At 72.1% G+C, this 19,387-nt stretch carries 13 protein-coding genes and 2 pseudogenes; 7 read left to right on the top strand and 8 right to left on the bottom strand.

What is annotated here, in order from left to right:
• Both AOJ26_RS07435 and AOJ26_RS07440 read left to right on the top strand, forming a co-directional pair.
• Positions 1 to 1,201 (top strand): annotated as a pseudogene (locus tag AOJ26_RS07435) (D-alanyl-D-alanine carboxypeptidase); the annotation flags it as partial.
• Positions 1,202 to 1,355: 154 nt separating this feature from the next.
• The gene (locus AOJ26_RS07440) at positions 1,356 to 3,209 is read left to right on the top strand and encodes a hypothetical protein (protein WP_053847389.1); all 1,854 of its coding nucleotides are present in this window, start codon (positions 1,356 to 1,358) and stop codon (positions 3,207 to 3,209) included.
• Between the two features lie 62 nt (positions 3,210 to 3,271).
• Here AOJ26_RS07440 and AOJ26_RS07445 read toward each other — a convergent pair.
• Positions 3,272 to 4,096: pseudogene (locus tag AOJ26_RS07445) on the bottom strand (hypothetical protein); the annotation flags it as partial.
• A gap of 96 nt (positions 4,097 to 4,192) precedes the next feature.
• On the opposite strand from AOJ26_RS07445, the gene AOJ26_RS07450 reads away from it, so the two are divergent.
• Positions 4,193 to 4,981: an SDR family oxidoreductase gene (locus tag AOJ26_RS07450; protein ID WP_053847390.1), complete on the top strand. Its 789-nt coding sequence runs from the start codon at positions 4,193 to 4,195 to the stop codon at positions 4,979 to 4,981.
• 127 nt (positions 4,982 to 5,108) lie between these two features.
• Positions 5,109 to 6,701, top strand: coding sequence for a sodium:solute symporter family protein (locus AOJ26_RS07455; protein ID WP_053847391.1), 1,593 nt, complete (start codon positions 5,109 to 5,111; stop codon positions 6,699 to 6,701).
• 3 nt (positions 6,702 to 6,704) lie between these two features.
• On the opposite strand, the gene AOJ26_RS07460 is transcribed toward AOJ26_RS07455, so the two are convergent.
• The gene (locus AOJ26_RS07460) at positions 6,705 to 7,823 is read right to left on the bottom strand and encodes an ADP-ribosylglycohydrolase family protein (RefSeq protein ID WP_053847392.1); all 1,119 of its coding nucleotides are present in this window, start codon (positions 7,821 to 7,823) and stop codon (positions 6,705 to 6,707) included.
• Between the two features lie 123 nt (positions 7,824 to 7,946).
• Entirely contained in the window at positions 7,947 to 11,258 is a 3,312-nt protein-coding gene (locus AOJ26_RS07465) for an ATP-binding protein (RefSeq protein WP_053847393.1), read from the bottom strand.
• An 89-nt stretch (positions 11,259 to 11,347) separates the two neighbouring features.
• On the opposite strand from AOJ26_RS07465, the gene AOJ26_RS07470 reads away from it, so the two are divergent.
• Positions 11,348 to 11,854: a DUF2165 domain-containing protein gene (locus tag AOJ26_RS07470; RefSeq protein WP_053847405.1), complete on the top strand. Its 507-nt coding sequence runs from the start codon at positions 11,348 to 11,350 to the stop codon at positions 11,852 to 11,854.
• On the opposite strand, the gene AOJ26_RS07475 is transcribed toward AOJ26_RS07470, so the two are convergent.
• The 3 genes from AOJ26_RS07475 to AOJ26_RS07485 form a co-directional block, all read right to left on the bottom strand.
• A complete protein-coding gene (locus AOJ26_RS07475) occupies positions 11,847 to 12,407 on the bottom strand; it encodes a hypothetical protein (RefSeq protein WP_053847394.1) in 561 nt (186 codons plus the stop codon). The two genes, AOJ26_RS07470 and AOJ26_RS07475, sit on opposite strands and share 8 nt — an antisense overlap.
• 72 nt (positions 12,408 to 12,479) lie before the next feature.
• Entirely contained in the window at positions 12,480 to 15,065 is a 2,586-nt protein-coding gene (locus AOJ26_RS07480; protein WP_053847395.1) for a bifunctional FO biosynthesis protein CofGH, read from the bottom strand.
• A 57-nt stretch (positions 15,066 to 15,122) separates the two neighbouring features.
• A complete protein-coding gene (locus tag AOJ26_RS07485; protein ID WP_053847406.1) occupies positions 15,123 to 15,965 on the bottom strand; it encodes an LLM class F420-dependent oxidoreductase in 843 nt (280 codons plus the stop codon).
• Between the two features lie 221 nt (positions 15,966 to 16,186).
• On the opposite strand from AOJ26_RS07485, the gene AOJ26_RS07490 reads away from it, so the two are divergent.
• On the top strand, positions 16,187 to 17,323 hold the full coding sequence (locus AOJ26_RS07490) for an FAD-dependent oxidoreductase (protein ID WP_053847396.1): 1,137 nt from the start codon (positions 16,187 to 16,189) through the stop codon (positions 17,321 to 17,323).
• A gap of 73 nt (positions 17,324 to 17,396) precedes the next feature.
• Here AOJ26_RS07490 and AOJ26_RS07495 read toward each other — a convergent pair whose 3' ends face one another.
• Positions 17,397 to 18,215: an endonuclease/exonuclease/phosphatase family protein gene (locus AOJ26_RS07495; protein ID WP_179200190.1), complete on the bottom strand. Its 819-nt coding sequence runs from the start codon at positions 18,213 to 18,215 to the stop codon at positions 17,397 to 17,399.
• A gap of 92 nt (positions 18,216 to 18,307) precedes the next feature.
• Here AOJ26_RS07495 and AOJ26_RS07500 point away from each other — a divergent pair, with 92 nt between their 5' ends.
• Positions 18,308 to 18,700 carry a nitroreductase/quinone reductase family protein gene (locus AOJ26_RS07500; protein ID WP_053847398.1) on the top strand — a complete coding sequence of 131 codons (393 nt, stop codon included), beginning with the start codon at positions 18,308 to 18,310 and terminating at the stop codon, positions 18,698 to 18,700.
• 60 nt (positions 18,701 to 18,760) lie between these two features.
• On the opposite strand, the gene AOJ26_RS07505 is transcribed toward AOJ26_RS07500, so the two are convergent.
• Positions 18,761 to 19,294 carry a DUF3455 domain-containing protein gene (locus AOJ26_RS07505; protein WP_053847399.1) on the bottom strand — a complete coding sequence of 178 codons (534 nt, stop codon included), beginning with the start codon at positions 19,292 to 19,294 and terminating at the stop codon, positions 18,761 to 18,763.
• Positions 19,295 to 19,387: the final 93 nt, after the last annotated feature.

The raw sequence follows: 19,387 nt of genomic DNA on the forward strand, positions 1-19,387 counted from the left end.
GCGCCGGGTCAAGATCTGGACCCCGCTGGTCCTCCTGCTGGTCGTCGTGTTTGCGATCGTGCAGGCCCTGCGTCCGCTGCCGGAGCCCACGCTCAGCCTCACCGCCGAGGACTCCTACACCTTCGACGGCAGCAAGGTCACCCTCCCGTGGCCCACCCAGGGCCAGGGCTGGATGGACGTCAACGGCGTCGGCACGATGAGCGACTTCGGCAAGCAGACCCCGGTCGCGATCGGTTCCGTGGCCAAGGCCATGACCGCCTACATCGTCCTGAAGGACCACCCCCTCAAGTCCGGCGAGGAGGGCGCGAAGATCACCGTCGACGCGCTCGCCGAGAAGGAGGGCGGCTACAACAAGGACGGCGAGTCGACCCTCGACACGGTCAAGCAGGGCGACGTCCTCACCCAGAAGCAGGCGATCGCGGCGATCATGATCCCGTCCGCCAACAACATCGCCCGGCTGCTCGCCCGCTGGGACGCCGGTTCCGAGAAGGCGTTCATCGCGAAGATGAACGCCACCGCCAAGGAACTCGGCATGAAGAACACGACGTACACCGACGCCTCGGGCCTGAAGGAGACCACCGTCTCCACCGCCGAGGACCAGGTGAAGCTCGGCAACGAGCTCGTGAAGATCCCGGCGCTGATGGAGATCACGTCCATGGGGCAGTGGCTCGATCCGTCCGGACAGAAGTGGTACAACTACAACTATCTGGTCCCTTACAACGGCGCCATCGGCATCAAGACCGGCACCACCAGCGCGGCCGGCGGCAACCTCCTCTTCGCCGCGCGCAAGGAGGTCGGCGGTGAGACCGTCACCCTCGTCGGCGCGATCCTCGGCCAGCACAAGGCACCGATCATCAAGACCGTCAACGACGTCAGCCGGGTCGCGATGCTCGCCGCCCAGGACGACCTGACCTCGGCGAAGATCCTGAAGAAGGGCGACGTCGTCGGTTACGTGGACGACGGCCTCGGCGGCCACACCCCGGTCGTGCTGACCAAGGACGTCACCGCCGTCGGCTGGGCCGGCTTCGAGGTGAAGCTGTCCTTCGCCGCCGACGACGTACCGCACACCGCGAAGGCCGGCACCAAGGTCGGCACCCTCACCGTCGGCGACGGCGAGGGCGGCGCGGTCAAGGTCCCGGTCACCCTCCAGAAGGATCTGACCGAGCCGGGTCTCACCGACAAGCTGACCCGCGTCGGCTGAGCCCGGAAGGGACGCACGCACCGTGTCGGCCCGTCGGCCGGACCCCGCCCGGGTTCCGGTCGGCGGGCCGCGTGCTAGCGTCACGAACCGGGGCAGGTCGACGCTGGGGCGCGGCCGAGAAATGAAGACGGGACACCACGGGGAGTGCCTTCAGGTGGCCACTGCGGAGCCGACACGCGCCGACGACACCGACCCGGGCCCGGGTACCGGCCCGCGAATAGGCGTGCCCGCTGACTCCGGCGCCGGCACCGGCGGGGCGCCCGAGGACGTCCGGGGCAGGATCTGGTCGGCGCTCCTCGCGCTGCGCGAGCGGCTGCTGCGGCACCCCGTCCTCTCCATGACCGCGCTGTCCGGCGTCCTCCACATCGTCTGGTTCTTCACGTTCGCGAACAGCGGTGGTGACCTGGCGGCGCAGGACGCGTGGGCCGAGTTCGTCGGCCGCCACCCGGACTCCGCGTACAACCTGGCCTGGTACGGCGGCATGCATCCGGTGTCGTACAGCGTCGTCTCGCCGTACCTGATGTCGGTCCTCGGCGTCCGTACGACGATGATGCTGGCCGGGACGGTCTCGGCCGGGCTGCTGACGCTGGTCCTCATCCGCAGCCGGTCGGTGCGCAATCCGCTGTGGGCCTCGCTGGCGGGCGTGTACGCCTTCCTGTGCAACGCGGCCTCGGGCCGGGTGACCTTCGGGCTCGGCACGGTCTTCGCGCTGGGCGCGGTCGCCGTCGTCTTCTGCTGGCCGCACCGCTGGCGCTACAAGCGCTGGGCCAAGGCCGCCTGCGCGGCCCCGCTCGCCGCCCTCGCGACCATGGCCTCGCCGGTCGCGGGGCTCTTCGTGGGCCTGGTGGCGGTCGCCCTCTTCCTTCAGAAACGGCGTCCGGGCGCCTGGGCGCTGGGTCTCGCGCCCACGGCGGTCGTCGCGCTGTCCGCCTGGCTCTTCCCGTTCGCCGGCACCCAGCCGATGAAGATCGGCTCGGTGCTGCTGCCCCTGGTGTACGGCGTCCTGGTCTTCCTCCTCGTCCCGCGCGAGTGGACGACGGTCCGGATCACCGCCGGGGTGTACAGCCTCTCGGTCGTCCTGGTCTGGCTGGTCAGCTCGCAGATCGGCTCCAACATCTCGCGCCTGTCGATGCTGTTCGCCGGGGTGGCCCTGGCGGCCGCGCTGCCGTTCACGGTGCCGCGCTCGCGCAAGTGGTACGCCGTCGTCGTCGCCTTCGCCGGCTTCACCGTCTGGATCGGCTTCAAGTCCGTCGACGACGTCGTCCACACGACCCCCACGGCGTCCTGGGCGCGCGAGCTGGCCCCCCTGGTCAACGAGCTCCAGGAGGTCGGCGCCGAGAAGGGCCGCGTCGAGGTCGTACCGGCCGCCTCCCACCGCGAGGCGTCCGCGCTCGCGCCGTACGTCAACCTCGCCCGGGGCTGGAACCGGCAGGCCGACATGGAGCGCAACCCGCTCTTCTACGACGACACCCTGAACTCCGCGAACTACCACGAGTGGCTCCAGCGCTGGGCCGTGCACTTCGTGGTCGTGCCCAAGGACGAGCCCGACGGGGACGGCGGCGAACGCGAGCGGGAGCTTGTCCAGCGCGGGATGCCGTATCTGAGGCAGATCTGGGGTGACGCGAACTGGCAGCTGTTCCGGGTGACCGACCCGGCGCCGCTCGCCTCCCCGAACACCGTCGTGGACCGGGCGGCGCAGGGCGAGATGACCATGCGGGTGAAGAAGGCCGGGCGCATCCTCATCCGGATCCCCTACTCGCCCTGGCTGTCGATCGTCGACGCGGACGGCAAGAAGGTGCAGCCGCCGCAGGAGACGGAGGAGTCGAAGGAGCGCGGGGACGGGGAGCCGAAGACGTTCGAGAACGTCAACGGGTGTCTGATGGAGACGCCGGAGGACGCGGACGGGGACAAGTGGACGATGTTGCTGGCGCCTCGGGCGGGGACGTACCGGTTGGCCGCGCCCTATACGGTGCCGCGTGGGACGCCTTGTCCGGATGAGTTGAAGTAGTCGTGCGGCTGCGGGTGCGTGGGGGCTGGTCGCGCAGTTCCCCGCGCCCCTGAAGGGGCTTGCCGCAGCTGGTCCACGTACTTGTCCGTGCCCGGGATCGTCGGGATGAAAGGCGCAAGCAGTTCACGGCGGCCCATGTCCGGGCCTTCCAGGTCGGTGAAGCACCGCTCCCAGCAGTCCCTCGGGTCCGTCTCCAGGAACCACAGGAGCGTGAGCCGGGTGTCCACGCCCTCCACCTGCCTCACGTACGTCATGCGGTCGCCGGGCAGGGGGGTCGGGCGGAACACGGTCACCATGGCCGCCGGTGAGCCCGCCAGGCGTTTCGGGAGGTGGCGGGAGACCAGCCACTCCAGCGACTGCGCACGCTGCTCCGGGGATTCCGCGTCGATGACCTCCAGCACCAGGCCCGCGTACGGGTGGTCCAGGGCATGGAAGTCCCTCGGGCCCGCCGCCCCGTCGCGGTAGACCGTGGCCTCGTGGTCCTGGAACGCGGTGAAGACGTGGGTGCGGTCGCGGTAGACGCGGGCGTCGCGGTTGAGGCGCTTGTTGATGGCCACCGTCCACTTCATGTGGTCGTCGTAGCGGCCCTCGGTGACCCAGTACACCGAGAGGTAGCAGCCCGTCGTCACCGGCTGGGCCACCGCCGACTTCTCCGGCACGCGCAGGAGTTGCAGGTCCCGGGTGGCCACCCAGCGGCGGCCCGCGAACATCCACGGCATGGCCATCGCACCGGCGTAGAAGTGGTCGTCCTCGTACCAGCGGTTGTAGGCGTACTCGTGGCCGGGGTGCGGTTCGACCATGGTGATCAGGGCGTGGCCGGGACGGACTCCGTAGGGTCCGGTGGCGGCCAGTTCGGCGTACGTCTCGCTGCGGGTCTCTTCCGACATGGGACCTTCCCTCCTCCAGCGCTCGCCCATACTCTGACGCTCCGTCAGATATTGCGCCAGAGCCAGGGACCAGTAGGAATCAGGGAGGCCGCCGGTATGTCACTTCTCTCCGGGAAGACCGTCGTGGTGTCGGGAGTCGGCGCCGGGCTCGGCCACCAGGTCGCCGCGGCCGTCGTACGGGACGGCGGCAACGCCGTGCTGGGGGCGCGGACCGAGGCGAACCTCGCGAAGAGCGCCGCCGAGATCGACCCGGACGGGGCGCACACCGCGTACCGGCCGACGGACATCACCGACGAGAGGCAGTGCGAGGCGCTCGCGGAACTGGCGGCGGAGCGGTTCGGGCGGCTGGACGCGCTGGTGCAGGTGGCCGCGTGGGACAGCTTTTTCGGCGGGCTCCAGGACGCGGACTTCGCGACCTGGCAGGCGGTCATCGACGTGAACCTGCTGGGTTCGCTGCGGATGACCCGGGCCTGTCTGCCGGGGCTGCGGGCGGCGGGCGGGGGTTCGGTGGTGTTCGTCGGGACGCAGTCGGCCGTGGCCGCGCCCTCGCAGGTGCGGCAGGCCGCGTACGCCGCCTCGAAGGGGGCGCTGACCAGTGCGATGTACTCGCTGGCGCGGGAGCTGGGGCCGGACCGGATCCGGGTCAACACCGTGCTGCCGGGCTGGATGTGGGGGCCGCCGGTGCAGGCGTACGTGCGGTTCACGGCCCACACGGAGCAGGTGCCGGAGGCGGAGGTGCTGAAGCGGCTCACCGACCGGATGGCGTTGCCCGACCTCGCGACCGACGGGGACGTGGCCGACGCGACGGTGTTCCTGGCCTCGGACCGGGCCCGGGCGATCACCGGACAGTCGTTGCTGGTCAACGCCGGGGAGCTGATGCGGTGAGTTCATGTAGATGAACGCAGGCCATCACCTCGAATGATTTTACCTCCCTTTGACCTCACGCCGCCTTGTCGTGTCCACGCGGTGGCCTCCACGATGAGCGCCGGGCTGATCCCCTGGGAGGGCGCATATGAACGGTCTCGACTGGGCCGTGCTCATCGGCTATTTCGGCGTGATGGTCGCGATCGGCGTCTGGTCGCACAAACGCGTGGACGACGTCAGCGACTTCTTCACCGCGGGCGGCAAGATGCCGTGGTGGCTGTCGGGCATCTCGCACCACATGTCGGGCTACAGCGCGGTGATGTTCACCGGGTACGCGGGCATCGCCTACACCTACGGCGTCACGTCCTTCGTCACCTGGTCCTTCCCCATCGCCCTCGGCATCGCGATCGGATCGAAGTTGTTCGCGCCGCGCATCAACCGGCTGCGCTCACGCCTCCATGTGGCTTCCCCGCTCGAATACCTCAAGAACCGCTACGACCTGAAGACCCAGCAGGCGCTGGCCTGGTCCGGCATGCTGCTGAAGATCGTGGACGTGGGCGCCAAGTGGGCCGCGATCGCGACCCTGTTGTCGGTGTTCACCGGGATCTCCCTCAACCAGGGCATCCTGATCACCGGCGGCATCACCGCCATCTACTGCACGATCGGCGGACTGTGGGCCGACGCGCTCACCGAGCTGGGCCAGTTCGTCATCCAACTCCTCGCCGGCGTCGCGATGTTCGTCGCCGTCGTCCTCAAGCTCAACGACAAGGGCATCGGCTTCTTCGGCGCCTGGGACGAGCCGGAGCTCCAGGGCCACGGAGAGCCGCTGGTCGGGCCGTACGGCACGGTCTTCCTGCTCGCCTTCCTCTTCATCAAGCTCTTCGAGTACAACGGCGGCATGCTCAACCAGGCCCAGCGCTACATGGCCACGGCCAACGCCCACCAGGCGGAGCGCTCGGCCCGGCTGTCGGCGATCCTGTGGCTGGTGTGGCCGGTCGTCCTGTTCTTCCCGATGTGGATGTCCCCGCTCCTGGTCCAGTCGCAGAAGCCGGACGGCTCCGACTCCTACGGCCTGATGACCGAACAGCTCCTGCCGCACGGCCTGTTGGGCCTGGTGATCGTCGGGTTCTTCTCGCACACCATGGCCATGTGCTCCTCCGACGCCAACGCCATCGCGGCCGTCTTCACCCGGGACTGCGCACCGGTGGTGTGGCGCAGGGCGCGCTCCTGGAGCCAGGGGCAGGGGCTCCGGGTCGCCCGCATCACGACGGTCGTCTTCCTCGGCCTGTCGATGGCCGCGGCCACCCAGGTCAACTCCCCCACCTTCAAGGACATCATCACGGTGGTGATCAAGTGGGTGGCCGGTCTGATGGGCCCGATGGCCATTCCGATGATGCTCGGCCTGCTGCGCCCCTTCCGCCGCTCCGGCCCCACCGCCGCGCTCACCAGCTGGTCGATGGGCCTGCTCGCGTTCTGGCTGGTCAACTACCCGATCAGCTGGAACGTCGAGGGCGGGGTCCCGCTCCAGTACCAGGTCTCGATCCCGCTGGCCGTCTCCCTGGTCCTCTACATCCTCATCGGGTTCGTCAAGCCCGAGGACACCCCGGAGCGCCTCGCGATCATCGAGAAGATCAACACGGACGGGGACGGGGACGGCGCCGCGGCCGCGGCGATCCCGACGCCGGCGGGCGGTGTGGAGGACGTGGTCGGCCTGGGGGTGAAGGACCGGCCCCGGCCGTAGGGCTCAGGCCCTCGGATAGCGGACCAGCCACCCCGGGGACGCCCCCGCGGGCCCGTGCAGCGCGGGCCCCTGGGTCATCTCCATCGCGAAGTCGTCGGCGAGTTCCAGCAGCGTGGGACGGCCCTCCAGCTCGGCCAGCCAGGCCGGCGGGAGGGCCGTCTCGCCGTGCAGGGCACCCAGCAGACCGCCGGTGAGGGCGCCGGCCGCGGCGGAGGGACCGTCGTGGTTCACGGCGAGGCACAGACCGTGCCGTACGTCCTCCCCCACCAGCGCGCAGTACACGGCGGCCGACAGCAGCCCGTCCGCCGAACCGTCGGCCGCGAGCTCCTCCACGCGTGCCGGGGTGGGCATCCCCTGCCGTACGGCCCCCAGCGCGTGCTGGAGCGCGTCCGACACCGGCTCGTGCCCGGGCCGCGCGGCCAGCAGCGCGAGCGCCCGCTGCACCGCCCCGTCCAGGTTGTCGCCGAGGGCCAGCGCGTGCACGATCACGGCGTACGCGCCCGCCGACAGGTAGGCGACGGGGTGCCCGTGGGTCTGCGCGGCGCACTCCACGGCGAGCTGTACGACGAGCTGCGGCTCCCATCCGACGAGCAGCCCGAAGGGCGCGGAACGGGCCGCCGCCTCGGGCCCGAGTTCGTTCGGGTTCTTGGGCGACTCCAGCGTCCCCATGGTGTCGTCGCCGAACCCGATGAGCAGGGACCGGGCCGGGTCGCGGCGGGCGTACAGCCACTCCTCGCGGGCCAGCCACCCGTCGTCCTTGCGCCGCTCGTCGGGCCCCCAGTCCCGCTGGGTGGCGGCCCAGCGCAGATACGCCCGGTGCAGGTCGGTGGGCGGGTGCCAGGCGCCGGTGTCCCGGCGCACCTGCGCCCGTATGAGCCCGTCCACGGTGAAGAGGCTGAGCTGGGTCAGGTGGGTGACGGCGCCGCGCCGGCCGTACCCGAAGCCGAGGTCCACCAGGCCCTCGGCGCCGTACGTCTCCCGGATCTCGTCCAGCCCGAGCCCGTCGACCGGCGCGCCCAGTGCGTCGCCCACCGCCACCCCGAGGAGCGTCCCGCGCACCCGGCTCCGGAAGTCCTGCTGCTCGGCGCGCCCCCAGACGACGGCCCCGGCTGTCGCACCCACCAAGACCTCCCGTGGCGACCGTCCGTATGTACGACGCTCAGCACTGTAATCGACGGGGGGTGCGGGGTTCAGGGGACGTGTGGGTATGCGCCACTTTCACGGCCGGCGTGACGCCTTCCCCGCTCAGTTCCCCGCCGACCACCGGGCCCGCAGCGCGTCCCGCGCCTCGGTCACCGCTGTCAGGCACGTGGTGATGTGCGGGGACCGGTCGGCCCCCGGGGCGGTGCGGAGTTCGACGAGGATCTCGGCGAGGGTGGTCAGGTCGTCCCATTCCGGGGTGAGGGCGAGGAGCTCGGACAGGCCGCGGTCCGCCCGCGGGCCGTCGGCCAGCGCGCAGCCCAGGAAGCAGTGGGCCTGGGCGCGCATCACGGGCTCCATGCCGGCGTCCTGCTCGACCAGCCGGGCGAGGTCCTGCCAGAAGGGGCCGGCGGCCTCGGGGCCCTCGGAGCGGTGGACGGTCATGGCCAGGTGGAACGCGCCTACGGCCGGCTCCCGCTCGCGCAGGCGCTCGGCCAGCGCACGGGCCTGCGCCCAGCGACCGTGGTGGCGGTGGACTTCCACACGGGTGTCGTCGAGGTCCGGGAGGTCGCAGGCCGCCAGCCGCTCCTCCGCCTCCGCCCAGCGGCCGGCGAGCAGCAGCAGTCCGATCGCCGCCCCCCGCTCGTACGTCATCTCGGGATCCAGCGCTACACAGCGGTCCAGGTCGGCCAGGGCCTGCTCGGTGCGGCCGATCGCCAGGCACACCCGGCCCCGCCGGCCGTACGCCCAGGCGTACTCCGGGTCGGACGCGAGGGCGCGGTCCAGGTGGTCCAGGGCCTCCTGGTAGGACTTGCGGGCGTGGTGGACCGCGCCCAGGCCCGCCAGGCAGGTCGCGTGGGCCGGGTCCTGCGCGAGGACGGCGTGGAAGAGGGGCAGCGCCTCGTCGTAGCGGCCCTCGAAGCGGTACGCCGAGGCGAGCTCGGCCTGGATCCAGTAGGTCTCCGGTTCCGCCGCGACAGCCCGCCGCAAGTCCTCGAAGACACCGTCCCGGTCGCCCAGCGCGCGCTTCACCCGCGATCTCATCACCAGCGCCCAGGCGTAGTCGGGGATCAGCGCCAGCGCCCGGTCCAAATCGGCCAACGCCTCCTCGTTGCGCCCGAGTTCGCCCAGCACCTGTCCGCGGCTCGCCAGCGCCGAGGCGTGTCCCGGCTCCAGCTCCACCGCGCGCGCCAGCTCCACCACGGCTTCCTCGTAGCGCCCCTCGACCCGGTAGGCGTCCCCGCGTTCCGAGGCGATCCAGGCCCGGTCGGGTGCGAGCGCGGCCGCCCGGTCGAGGTCGGCGAACGCCTTGTCCCGGTCACCGCGCGTGCGGTGCAGCCGGGCCCGGCGCACCAGCGCCCAGAGGTACTCGGGGTCGATGCTCAGCGCCCGGTCGAAGTCGGCGAGCGACTCGTCGAGCCGTCCCAGTGCGTGCCGGCACGCCGCCCGCCCGGCCAGGGCGATGTCGTCGGTGGGGTCGAGGGCGAGGGCGCGGGTGTAGTCGGCCTCCGCTTCTCCGAAGCGGGACGCCAGGCGGTAGGTCTCGGCCCGCTCGGCGATGACCCAGGCCGCGTCGGGGGCGAGTTCGACGGCTCGGTCGAGCGCGGCCAGGGCCGCCGGGTAGTCGTCCAGCAACTGGTGGGTGAGGCCCCGGCCGTAATGGGCGAGGGGCTGCTGCGGGTCCAGCTCGATGGCGCGGTCGTACTCCTGGAGGGCCCGCGCGTACTCCTGGTGCCTGCGCAGTTCCCTGCCGCGCAGGGCGTGCGCCTCCGCCCGGCCGGGCAGGTCGAGGCCGGGGCGGGTCAGCAGCAGGTCCAGCGCGGCGGTCACTCCGTTCTCCTCGTCGGCGAGTGCCGCGCCCAGCGACCGTCCCCACTCGCGCAGTACGGCGTGGTCCGTGGCGTCGCCCGCCTCCTCCAGCATCCGTGCCCAGCGGCGGGCGACGACCTCGTCCTCACGGCACGCGGTGACGAAGCCGCGCAGCGCCTCGGCGAGCGCGGCGGGCGGGCGGGCGCACAGCAGGTGGTACACCTCCTCCAGCCGCAGTTCCCACCACTCCTCGTCCGCCCACAACTCCTCGCGGCGGCGGCCGGATTCGGTGTCCTCGCGCCACTCGGTGTACGCCTGCGCGAGCCGCCGGTGCCGGCTCGTCCAGTCGGTGCGGGACCGGAGCCGCTCCAGGCGCAGCATCTGCGCGCGGACCAGGTCGTGGTACTGGAGCCGCTCGCCGCGCTGTCCGACGAACGGCAGTGCCGTCAACCACGCGTACAGCGCGTCGAGTTCGTCCTCGGGGGCGGGGACGAGCAGCCGGAACACGTCGGCGTCCAGCTTCCTGGGCAGCGCGCAGGCCCGGGCGAGCTTGCGGCGGGCCTCCGGCTCCGGCTTCAGGAACCGTTCCACCGCCGTCGTACTGGGGTCGATCACGTTGTCGGGGCCGTCGGGCCGCCTGGCCGCGAGGGTCGACACGAGGACGGGGAGGCCGCCCGTCAGACGCAGCACCTCCTCGACGACCGGCTCCGCCACGACGCCCCGCGCGGCGAGCAGCCGTCGCGCCTCGGCCTCGGTGAACGGGGCCAGCGGCATGTCCGCCACCGCGTCCAGGCCGCCCCAGCGGGAGGCGTCCAGGGGGCGCTGTCCCGCGGTGACCACCACGACGGCGGCGGGCAGCCGGCCGTGCTCCCTGGGCTTGGTGAGGACGTCGTACAGCCACGGGTCGAGGAAGGGGCCGGTCCGCTCGTACGTGTCGAAGAACAGGACGATCCACGGGACGGCGGCGGCCGCGGACCGCAGGTCGCCGAGCAGCACCGGGGTGAGGACCCGCTCCGGGGTGAGGACCAGGTCGACGTCGTCGGGGTTGCGGAAGCGGGCGCCGAGGCCGGCCCGCAGCCTGTCGGCGCCCTGGGCGAGCCGGTCGGCGGGAAGGGCGCGGGTGACGAGCTGGGCGCCCGGCAGGGCGGCCTCCAGGGCGCCCAGACCGACGTCGACCGCCATCCTGCTGCCGGTCGAGGCGGTCTCCATGGCGGCGTCGGGCGCGAGGGCGGCGAGGGTGGCGGCCTCCGCCTCGCGCCGCCGCTCCCGCCAGGTGGCGAGGCGCCGCTCCAGGTCCTTCAACCGGCGCCCCTGGGCGGAGAGTTCACGGCACACCGTCTCCATGGCCTCGGGCACGCTGCCCACGCTGTCGTCGACATGGGCGGTGAGCGCCCCGCGTTCCCTCGCGAGGTGGGCCAGCTCCTGGACGAGGGAGGTCTTCCCGATGCCCGCGCTGCCGTGGACGTGGAACCGGAAGCGGTGCCGGGGGTCGCCGGGCGGGATGTCGAAGTTGCCGAGGAACGCGGCCCGTTCGGCCTCGCGGCCCACGAATCCGGCCCGTGTGCGCCGCAGGATCAGCTCCTGCGCCGACGGCTCCGCCTGCGTCATGCGTCCGTCCCCTCGTCGCGGTCCGCCTGCCTCTCATTCTGGCGCAACCGCTCTGGATCACACCGCCACGCCGGGGGAAGATGGCCTCCATGGCATCGACACCCCCACGCACCACACGCAGCGCTCTCCACCTCTCCGCCACCCTGCTCACCGCGAGCGTCGCGTTGTACATAGCGCTCGTCGCGTTCGGGAACATCACCGACTTCGGGACGAACCAGGCGTTCGTGCAGCATGTTCTCGCGATGGACACGACGTTCAAGGACGACGATCTGATGTGGAGAGCCGTCACCAGCAAGGGACTTCAGAACACGGCGTACGTGGCGATCATCGTCTGGGAGACGCTCGCGGCGCTCGTGCTGATCTACGGCACCTGGCTGTGGGTGCGCCGGGACGACCAGGCCGCCCGGCGCTTCTCCACCTACGGGCTGCTCATGCTCATGCTGCTGTTCGGCGCCGGGTTCATCGCGATCGGCGGCGAGTGGTTCTCCATGTGGCAGTCGGACACCTGGAACGGGCTGGACGCGGCGCTGCGGGTGTTCGTGTTCAGCGGGGTCGCCCTGCTGGTGGTCAACCTGCCCGACCGCAGCGCTAGTTGACGACGACGACCTTCGTCCCCGTCTCACCGAACGTCCACAGGGCCGAGCCGTCCGCCGCCTTCATGCGGATGCCGCCGGTCTGCGCGCCGTTCGCGGGCGGGGGCGAGGAGCCGTCCACCGCGTTGGAGAAGGCGATGTTCACGCCGTCCACTGCGGTGAAGAACACGACGTGCTCGATCCGCACGCCGTCGGAGCCGGTCCTCGGCTCGCCCCGGCGCAGCGAGACGGAGTAGGTGCCGGGGGCGGGGGCCACCGTCCCCGGCCAGACGGCGAAGGTCCGCCGGGCCGCCTCGCTCGCGTCGATCAGCCACACCCGCTTGTCGCCGAGCGAGTAGACGATCCGGCGGCCGGTGCCGGAGCCGTCCGGCACCGCGGTCGCGGACGGCTCGGGCCGCGCGGACGCGCTGGGCGACGCCGACACACTCGGCCTGCCGGTGAGGGCCACACCCGGCTTGGTTCCCTTGTCGGCCTGTACGGCCAGGGCGACGACGGCGGCGATCGCCCCCACGGTCAGACCCGTCACCCAGACCTTCGGGGCTGGCACGGCACGCATCTCCTCGGCTCAGGATCCCCGTCGAACGGGGGTCGGATCATCGTACCGGCCCCCGCCCGAACACCTCTCCGGTCAGTCCAGCACCGGCAGCAGCTCCGGCAGGTGCCCGTCGGAGGCACGCGCGGCCTGCTGCCGCTCCTCCGGCACCGGCCCGTACAGCGTGGTGCGCGGCCGAGCGGGACGGCCCGCCGCCTCCGCCACCGCGACGAGGTCCTTCACCGACTTGTAGGAGCCGTACGACGAGCCCGCCATCCGCGAGATCGTCTCCTCCATCAGCGTGCCGCCGAGGTCGTTCGCCCCGGAGCGGAGCATCTCGGCCGCGCCCTCGGTGCCGAGCTTCACCCAGCTCGTCTGGATGTTCGGCACCCAGGGGTGCAGCAGCAGCCTGGCCATCGCCGTGACCGCCCGGTTGTCCCGCATGGAGGGGCCGGGACGGGCGATGCCGGCCAGGTACACCGGGGCGTTGGTGTGGATGAAGGGGAGCGTCACGAACTCGGTGAAGCCGCCGGTGCGCTGCTGGATGCCGGCCAGCGTGCGCAGGTGGCCCAGCCAGTGGCGGGGCTGGTCGACGTGGCCGTACATCATCGTCGAGGAGGAGCGCAGGCCGACCTCGTGGGCGGTCTCGATCACCTCGATCCAGGTCGCCGTCGGCAGCTTGCCCTTGGTCAGCACCCAGCGGACCTCGTCGTCGAGGATCTCGGCGGCCGTGCCGGGTATGGAGTCGAGGCCGGCCTCCTTGGCCGCGGTCAGCCACTCGCGGATCGACATGCCGGTGCGGGTGGCGCCGTTGACGACCTCCATCGGCGAGAAGGCGTGCACATGCATGCCGGGGACGCGGGACTTGACCGCCTTCGCGATGTCGAAGTACGCCGTCCCCGGCAGGTCCGGATGGATGCCGCCCTGCATGCAGACCTCCACCGCGCCGACCTCCCAGGCCTGTTGGGCGCGGTCGGCGACCTGGTCGAGGGAGAGCGTGTAGGCGTCGGCGTCGGTGCGCCGCTGGGCGAAGGCGCAGAACCGGCAGCCGGTGTAGCAGACGTTGGTGAAGTTGATGTTCCGCGTGACGATGTAGGTCACGTCGTCGCCGACCGCCGACCTGCGGACGTCGTCGGCCACCTGGCACAGGGCGTCCAGGGCCGGGCCGTCGGCGTGCAGCAGCGCGAGGGCCTCGTCGTCGGTCAGCCGGGTGGGATCGTCGGCGGCGGTCCGCAGCGCGTCGCGTACGTCCGTGTCGATGCGCTCGGGCACCATGCCGGGGGCGGCCGCCTCGCGCAGGGCGCCCCAGTCGCCGTAGACCTCGTCGAAGTCGTCGCGGCGGTCCGAGGTACGGCCCTCGGTGTCGATGGAGGCGTGCAGGTCGGTGCGGCCCGTGGCCACGAAGACCTCCTCCGGCTCCTGCCAGGGCAGCCCCCGCGGGAGGGCGTCGGGGCGCGCGAGGCCGGTGGCCGGGTCGGCGAGGGCCGCCACGTGCGGCCGCAGCCGGGGATCCAGCCAGGGCTCGCCGCGCTGGACGAACTCGGGGTACACGCACAGGCGTTCCCGCAGTTCGAAGCCGGCCGCGGCGGACCGCTCGGTCAGCTCCTCGATCTGCGGCCAGGGGCGCTCGGGGTTCACATGGTCGATGGTGAGCGGGCTGACCCCGCCCCAGTCGTCGATCCCGGCCCCGATCAGGCGCTCGTACTCGCTGTCGACGAGGTTCGGCGGGGCCTGGATGTTGGCGGCCGGGCCCATGACGAGACGGGCGACGGCCACGGCGGCGACCAGTTCGTCGAGCTCCGCGTCCGGCATGCCGCGCATCGCGGTGTCCGGCTTGGCGCGGAAGTTCTGGATGATCAGTTCCTGGATGCTGTGGTACGACCGCGCGATGCGCCGGAGTGCGAAGAGGGACTCGGCGCGCTCCTCGTAGGTCTCGCCGATGCCGATGAGGATGCCCGAGGTGAAGGGGACGGAGGAGCGCCCGGCGTCCTCCAGCACCCGCAGCCGTACGGCGGGCTCCTTGTCCGGGGAGCCGTGGTGCGGGCCGCCGGGCTCGGACCAGAGCCTGGTGGCCGTGGTCTCCAGCATCATGCCCATGCTCGGCGCGACCGGCTTGAGCCGCTGGAAGTCGGTCCAGGAGAGCACGCCCGGGTTGAGGTGGGGCAGCAGTCCGGTCTCCTCCAGGATGCGGACGGAGATGGCCCGGACGTAGGCGATGGTGTCGTCGTAGCCGTGCGCGTCCAGCCACTCCCTGGCCTCCGGCCAGCGGTCCTCGGGCTTGTCGCCGAGGGTGATCAGGGCTTCCTTGCAGCCCAGCGCGGCACCCTTGCGGGCCACGTCGAGGACCTCGTCGGGGGACATGAACATGCCGTGGCCGGCCCGGCGGAGCTTGCCGGGCACGGTCACGAAGGTGCAGTAGTGGCACTTGTCCCGGCACAGCCGGGTCAGCGGGATGAAGACGCTCTTCGAGTACGTGATGACACCGGGGCGGCCCGCCTGCGCGAGGCCGGCGTCACGTACCCGTGCGGCGGACGCGGTGAGGTCGTCCAGGGCCGGGCCGCGGGCCTGGAGCAGCACCGCGGCCTCGGAGACGTCGAGGGCGACGCCGTCCCGGGCACGTTTGAGAGCGCGACGCATGGAGTTCTCGGTGGGGCCGGTTCCGGAGGTCGCGGAAGTCGTCATCCTTCGAGCATACGAGCGGTGTGATCAGCGCAGGAGTGCCGCCCTGCCGGGGTGGTGTCACACACCGCCGGTGCCGTCCTGGACATAACGGGCATACTCGTCGAGCACCTTGAGCACCTCGCCCTCCCCCGCCGGCGGCAGCTGGAGCACGACCTCCTCGATGCCGAGCTCGGCGTAGTGGGCGAGCTTGCCGGGGGTGGGCAGGACGGCGTACGGGACGGCCTGGAGGGCGCCCGGGTCGCGGCCCGCGTCCGCCCAGGCGGCGCGCAGCACGGGCAGGGACTCGCCGAGCCCCCGTCCGCCGATCGGCAGCCACCCGTCGGCGTACTCGCAGATGTGGGAGAACAGCTTGGGGCCCGCGGCGCCGCCCACCAGGGTCCGCTTCTGCACGGGCTTCGGGAAGGCGTGGCTGGCCCTGACACTCCCGAACTCACCTTCGTAGGCGGTCGGTTCGTCGGCCCACAGGGCGTGCATGAGCGCCATCCGGTCCCGCACGAGCTCACGCCGGGTGCGCCACTCGACGCCGTGGTCGGCGGCTTCCTCGACGTTCCACCCGAACCCGAGCCCGAGCGTGAACCGGCCGCCGGAGAGGTGGTCGAGGGTGGCGATCTGCTTGGCGAGGTCGATCGGGTCGTGCTGGGCGACGAGCGTGATGCCGGTGCCGAGGCCGAGCCGCTCGGTGACGGCGGCGGCCTGGCCGAGCGCGACGAAGGGGTCGAGGGTACGGCCGTACTCGCGCGGCAGCTCGCCGCCCGCCGGGTACGGGGTGACCCGCTCGACGGGGATGTGGGTGTGCTCGGGCAGATACAGCCCGGCAAAGCCCCGTGCCTCCAGCTCACGGGCGAGCCGGGTCGGGGTGATGGTCTCGTCGGTGAGGAAGATCGTCACGGAAATACGCATGAGGCATCTGTACCGGGCCGGGACGGGGATGTCCATACCGACTGGTCGGCATCATGGCCGGGAGAATGGTCCGTGGGGGCTGTAGGTGCCCCGTCCGGGGAACGTAGGCCCTCTGTCGGAGCTGTACGTGCCATGTCGGCGGTCTGTCGACGGGGCCCCGGAGCCTTGCCGGAGACGGCCGGCCGGAACACACCGGCGGGCCCCGTCCCGAAGGAGCCACCATGGTGCGAACCCCTGTCACGATCATCGGCGCCGGGCTCGGCGGTCTCACCCTCGCCCGCGTCCTGCACGTCCACGGCATCCCGGCCACCGTCTACGAGGCGGAGCCCTCGCCGACCGCCCGCGCGCAGGGCGGGATGCTCGACATCCACGACTACAACGGGCAGTTGGCCCTCCAGGCGGCCGGTCTGACGGACGGGTTCCGCGCTCTCGTCCTGGAGGGCCGTGAGGCGATGCGGATGGCCGGCCCGGACGGCACCGTCCTGTTCGACAAGCCCGACGACGGCACCGGCGACCGCCCGGAGGTGCAGCGCGGCGAACTGCGGCAACTGTTGCTGGACTCGCTGCCGGCCGGCACGGTCCGCTGGGGCCACAAGGCCATCGGCGCCAGGGCGCTCGGCGGGGGCCGGCACGAGGTGACGTTCGCCGACGGCACCTCGGTCGTCACCGGCCTGCTGGTCGGGGCGGACGGCGCCTGGTCACGGATACGGCCGCTGCTCTCCGCCGCGCGGCCCGAGTACACCGGGATGTCCTGCGTCGAGGTGTACCTGCACGACGCCGACACCCGGCACCCGGCCGCCGCGAAGGCGGTCGGCAGCGGGGCGCTGTTCGTGCTCGCGCCCGGCAAGGGTTTCGTGACGCACCGGGAGCGGGGCGGCAACCTGCACACGTACGTGATGCTGGCCCGGCCGCAGGACTGGTTCGCGGACATCGACTTCACCGACGCCGCCGCGGCCCTGGCGCACATCCTGCGGGAGTTCGACGGCTGGGCACCGGAACTCACCGCGCTGATCGGCGAAGCCGACACCGCCCCGGTGCTGCGCCCCTTCGCCGCCCTGCCCGTCGAGCACCGCTGGGAGCGGGTGCCGGGAGTGACCCTGATCGGCGACGCCGCCCATGTGGCCGCCCCGAACGGCGAGGGCGCCAACCTCGCCATGCTCGACGGCGCGCACCTCGCCCAGGCCCTGGCGGCCCACCCCGACGACATCGAGACCGCGCTCACCGAGTACGAACGCGCCATGTTCCCCCGCAGCGCCGAAACCGCCACCGAGGGCACGGAGCTCTACGCCCTCATGTTCGGCACCGACACCCCGCACGGGCTGATCAGCGTGTTCCGGGGGGAGGAGCGGGGCGACTGAATCTCTCGGGTTGCTCGTCGCACTCCAGCCGGCCTCTGACCGATACGTAGATGCCCATCGGTTTCTCCTCGGCTCACTCCGGTCCGTCCGCCAGGTCCGCCACCACTGCCATGTGGTCCGACGGCCACACGCCGTCCACGGGGCCGTCCCCCGCGCGGCGGACGTCCAGGACGTGGCCCAGGCCCGAAGGGCCCGGTGGGCCCACGTGGATGTAGTCGATGCGGACGGGCGGGTCCAGGCGGACGTACGGGTTCGCCGGGTCCCAGGTCGCGGAGGGGGCCGTCGGGTCGGCGTACTCCCAGGCGTCCAGGAAGAGTTGGCCGGGGGCGGCCGGGGCCGTCCGGTAGCCGCCGAAGAGGCGGACCTCGTCGGAGTCGGGCCAGGCGTTGAAGTCGCCGGTGATCACCGGCGGGAAGTCGGTGCCGGAGCGGTGGGCGGCCACGAACTCCGCCAGCGCGGTGACCTGTTGGCAGCGGACCGCCGAGGCGGTGGGGGCCGAGGTGAGGTGGGTGGTGAAGAAGGGGATCTCACCGGAAGGGCCTGCCAGACGGGTGTGGAAGGCGAGGCGGCCGTCGTCCAGGTCCTCGGGGGCGGGCAGGCGCAGGACGGCCCGGTCGATCACCGGCCAGCGGCTCAGGACCGCGTTGCCGACCTCCACGCCCGGGTCGCCGATCCGCCGCTGCCAGCGCTCCGAGGCGGGCGACGGGGCCCACGCCCAGTGCAGGCCCAGCTCGCCCGCGAGCCACTCCGCGAGGTTCTCGGTGCCCGCCGACCACACCTCCTGGAGGCCGACCACGTCGGGGCGCAGCTCCCGCAGCACGGCCAGGATCGCCTTCTGCCGTTCCTCCCACGGGCCGAAGCGCCACCACAGGTTCCAGGTCACCACGCGCATCGCCGACACCCTTCGTCCACCCGGCCGCACCCTGAGATCATCGGGGCCGCCGGTCAGGTTACGGAAGACGAGAGACAGGAGTCCCACCGCCCATGTCCCGCGACGCCGAGCGCAGGTACCGTGCCGCCAGGGCCGTTCAGCGCCTGCTCAACCCGGTCATGCGCCGACTGCCCCTGCAGACCGTCCTGGAGACCACCGGCCGCAGCTCGGGCCTGCCCCGTCGGACCCCGGTGGGCGGCAGGAGGATCGGCGGTTCCTTCTGGCTGGTCTCCGAGTTCGGGGAGCGGTCGCAGTACGTCCGCAACATCAAGGCGGACGCACGGGTCAGGGTGCGGATCCGGAGGCGCTGGCACACCGGGACCGCCCATCTCCTGCCGGACGACGACATCGCCGTACGACTGCGCGGCCTTCCCCGTCTGAACAGCGCCGCCGTGCGGGCGATAGGGGCGGGGCAGCTGACCGTGCGGGTGGATCTGGACAGGTGAGGGGCGGCGCGGCGGTGTCCCCGGGCAGGGGCCGCCGCGCCGCTCAGAAGCGCACGCGCCTCACTTGGCCGGCTTGTAGAACGCGTACGTCGCCGTGTACGCCACGCTCACCTGGTCCGTGCCGGTGCAGGCGGTGGCGGGGGCCACCCCCCCGGTCGTGTTCAGGCGCTGTATGTAGGAGACACCGCCGAAGACACCCGTGCCCCGGGTCGCGGTGGCCTGGAGGAGGAGTTCGGGGATGGTGCCCTCCTTGGGGGAGCTGGCGACGGCCGTGGCGTTCACCGCGCTGCCGTCCACCGTGGAGACCCAGACGGGGCCGCGGGAGTGCAGGGCGACGGTGCGGCCTCTCCGGTCGGAGAGGGTGGCGGCGGGCTCCAGGAGCTTCCAGGCGCCGTCGGTGCAGGTGTAGGTCTGCACGCCCCGGGCGGGGTACACGCCGGTCAGCTTGTTGCCGTCCGGCACCTTGACGGCGGCGGGGGCCTTCACGGGCTTCGGCGCGGCGTCCGCGGTGGCCGCGTTGCCGACGGTCGTCCCCAGGAAGGCGGTCGCGGCGAGGGCCGCGGTGGTCAGGGTGAGGCGTTTGGTGAGCTTCAAGTCGGTTCTCCGGAAGGGTTCTTGACTGGTCTTCAGTACGGCGATGTCGAACTCGCCGCCCCCCGGCCGGGACTCTACGGGGCCACCCGCGGG

The organism is Streptomyces sp. NRRL B-24085, assembly GCF_001282115.1.
Taxonomy (GTDB): Bacteria; Actinomycetota; Actinomycetes; order Streptomycetales; family Streptomycetaceae; genus Streptomyces.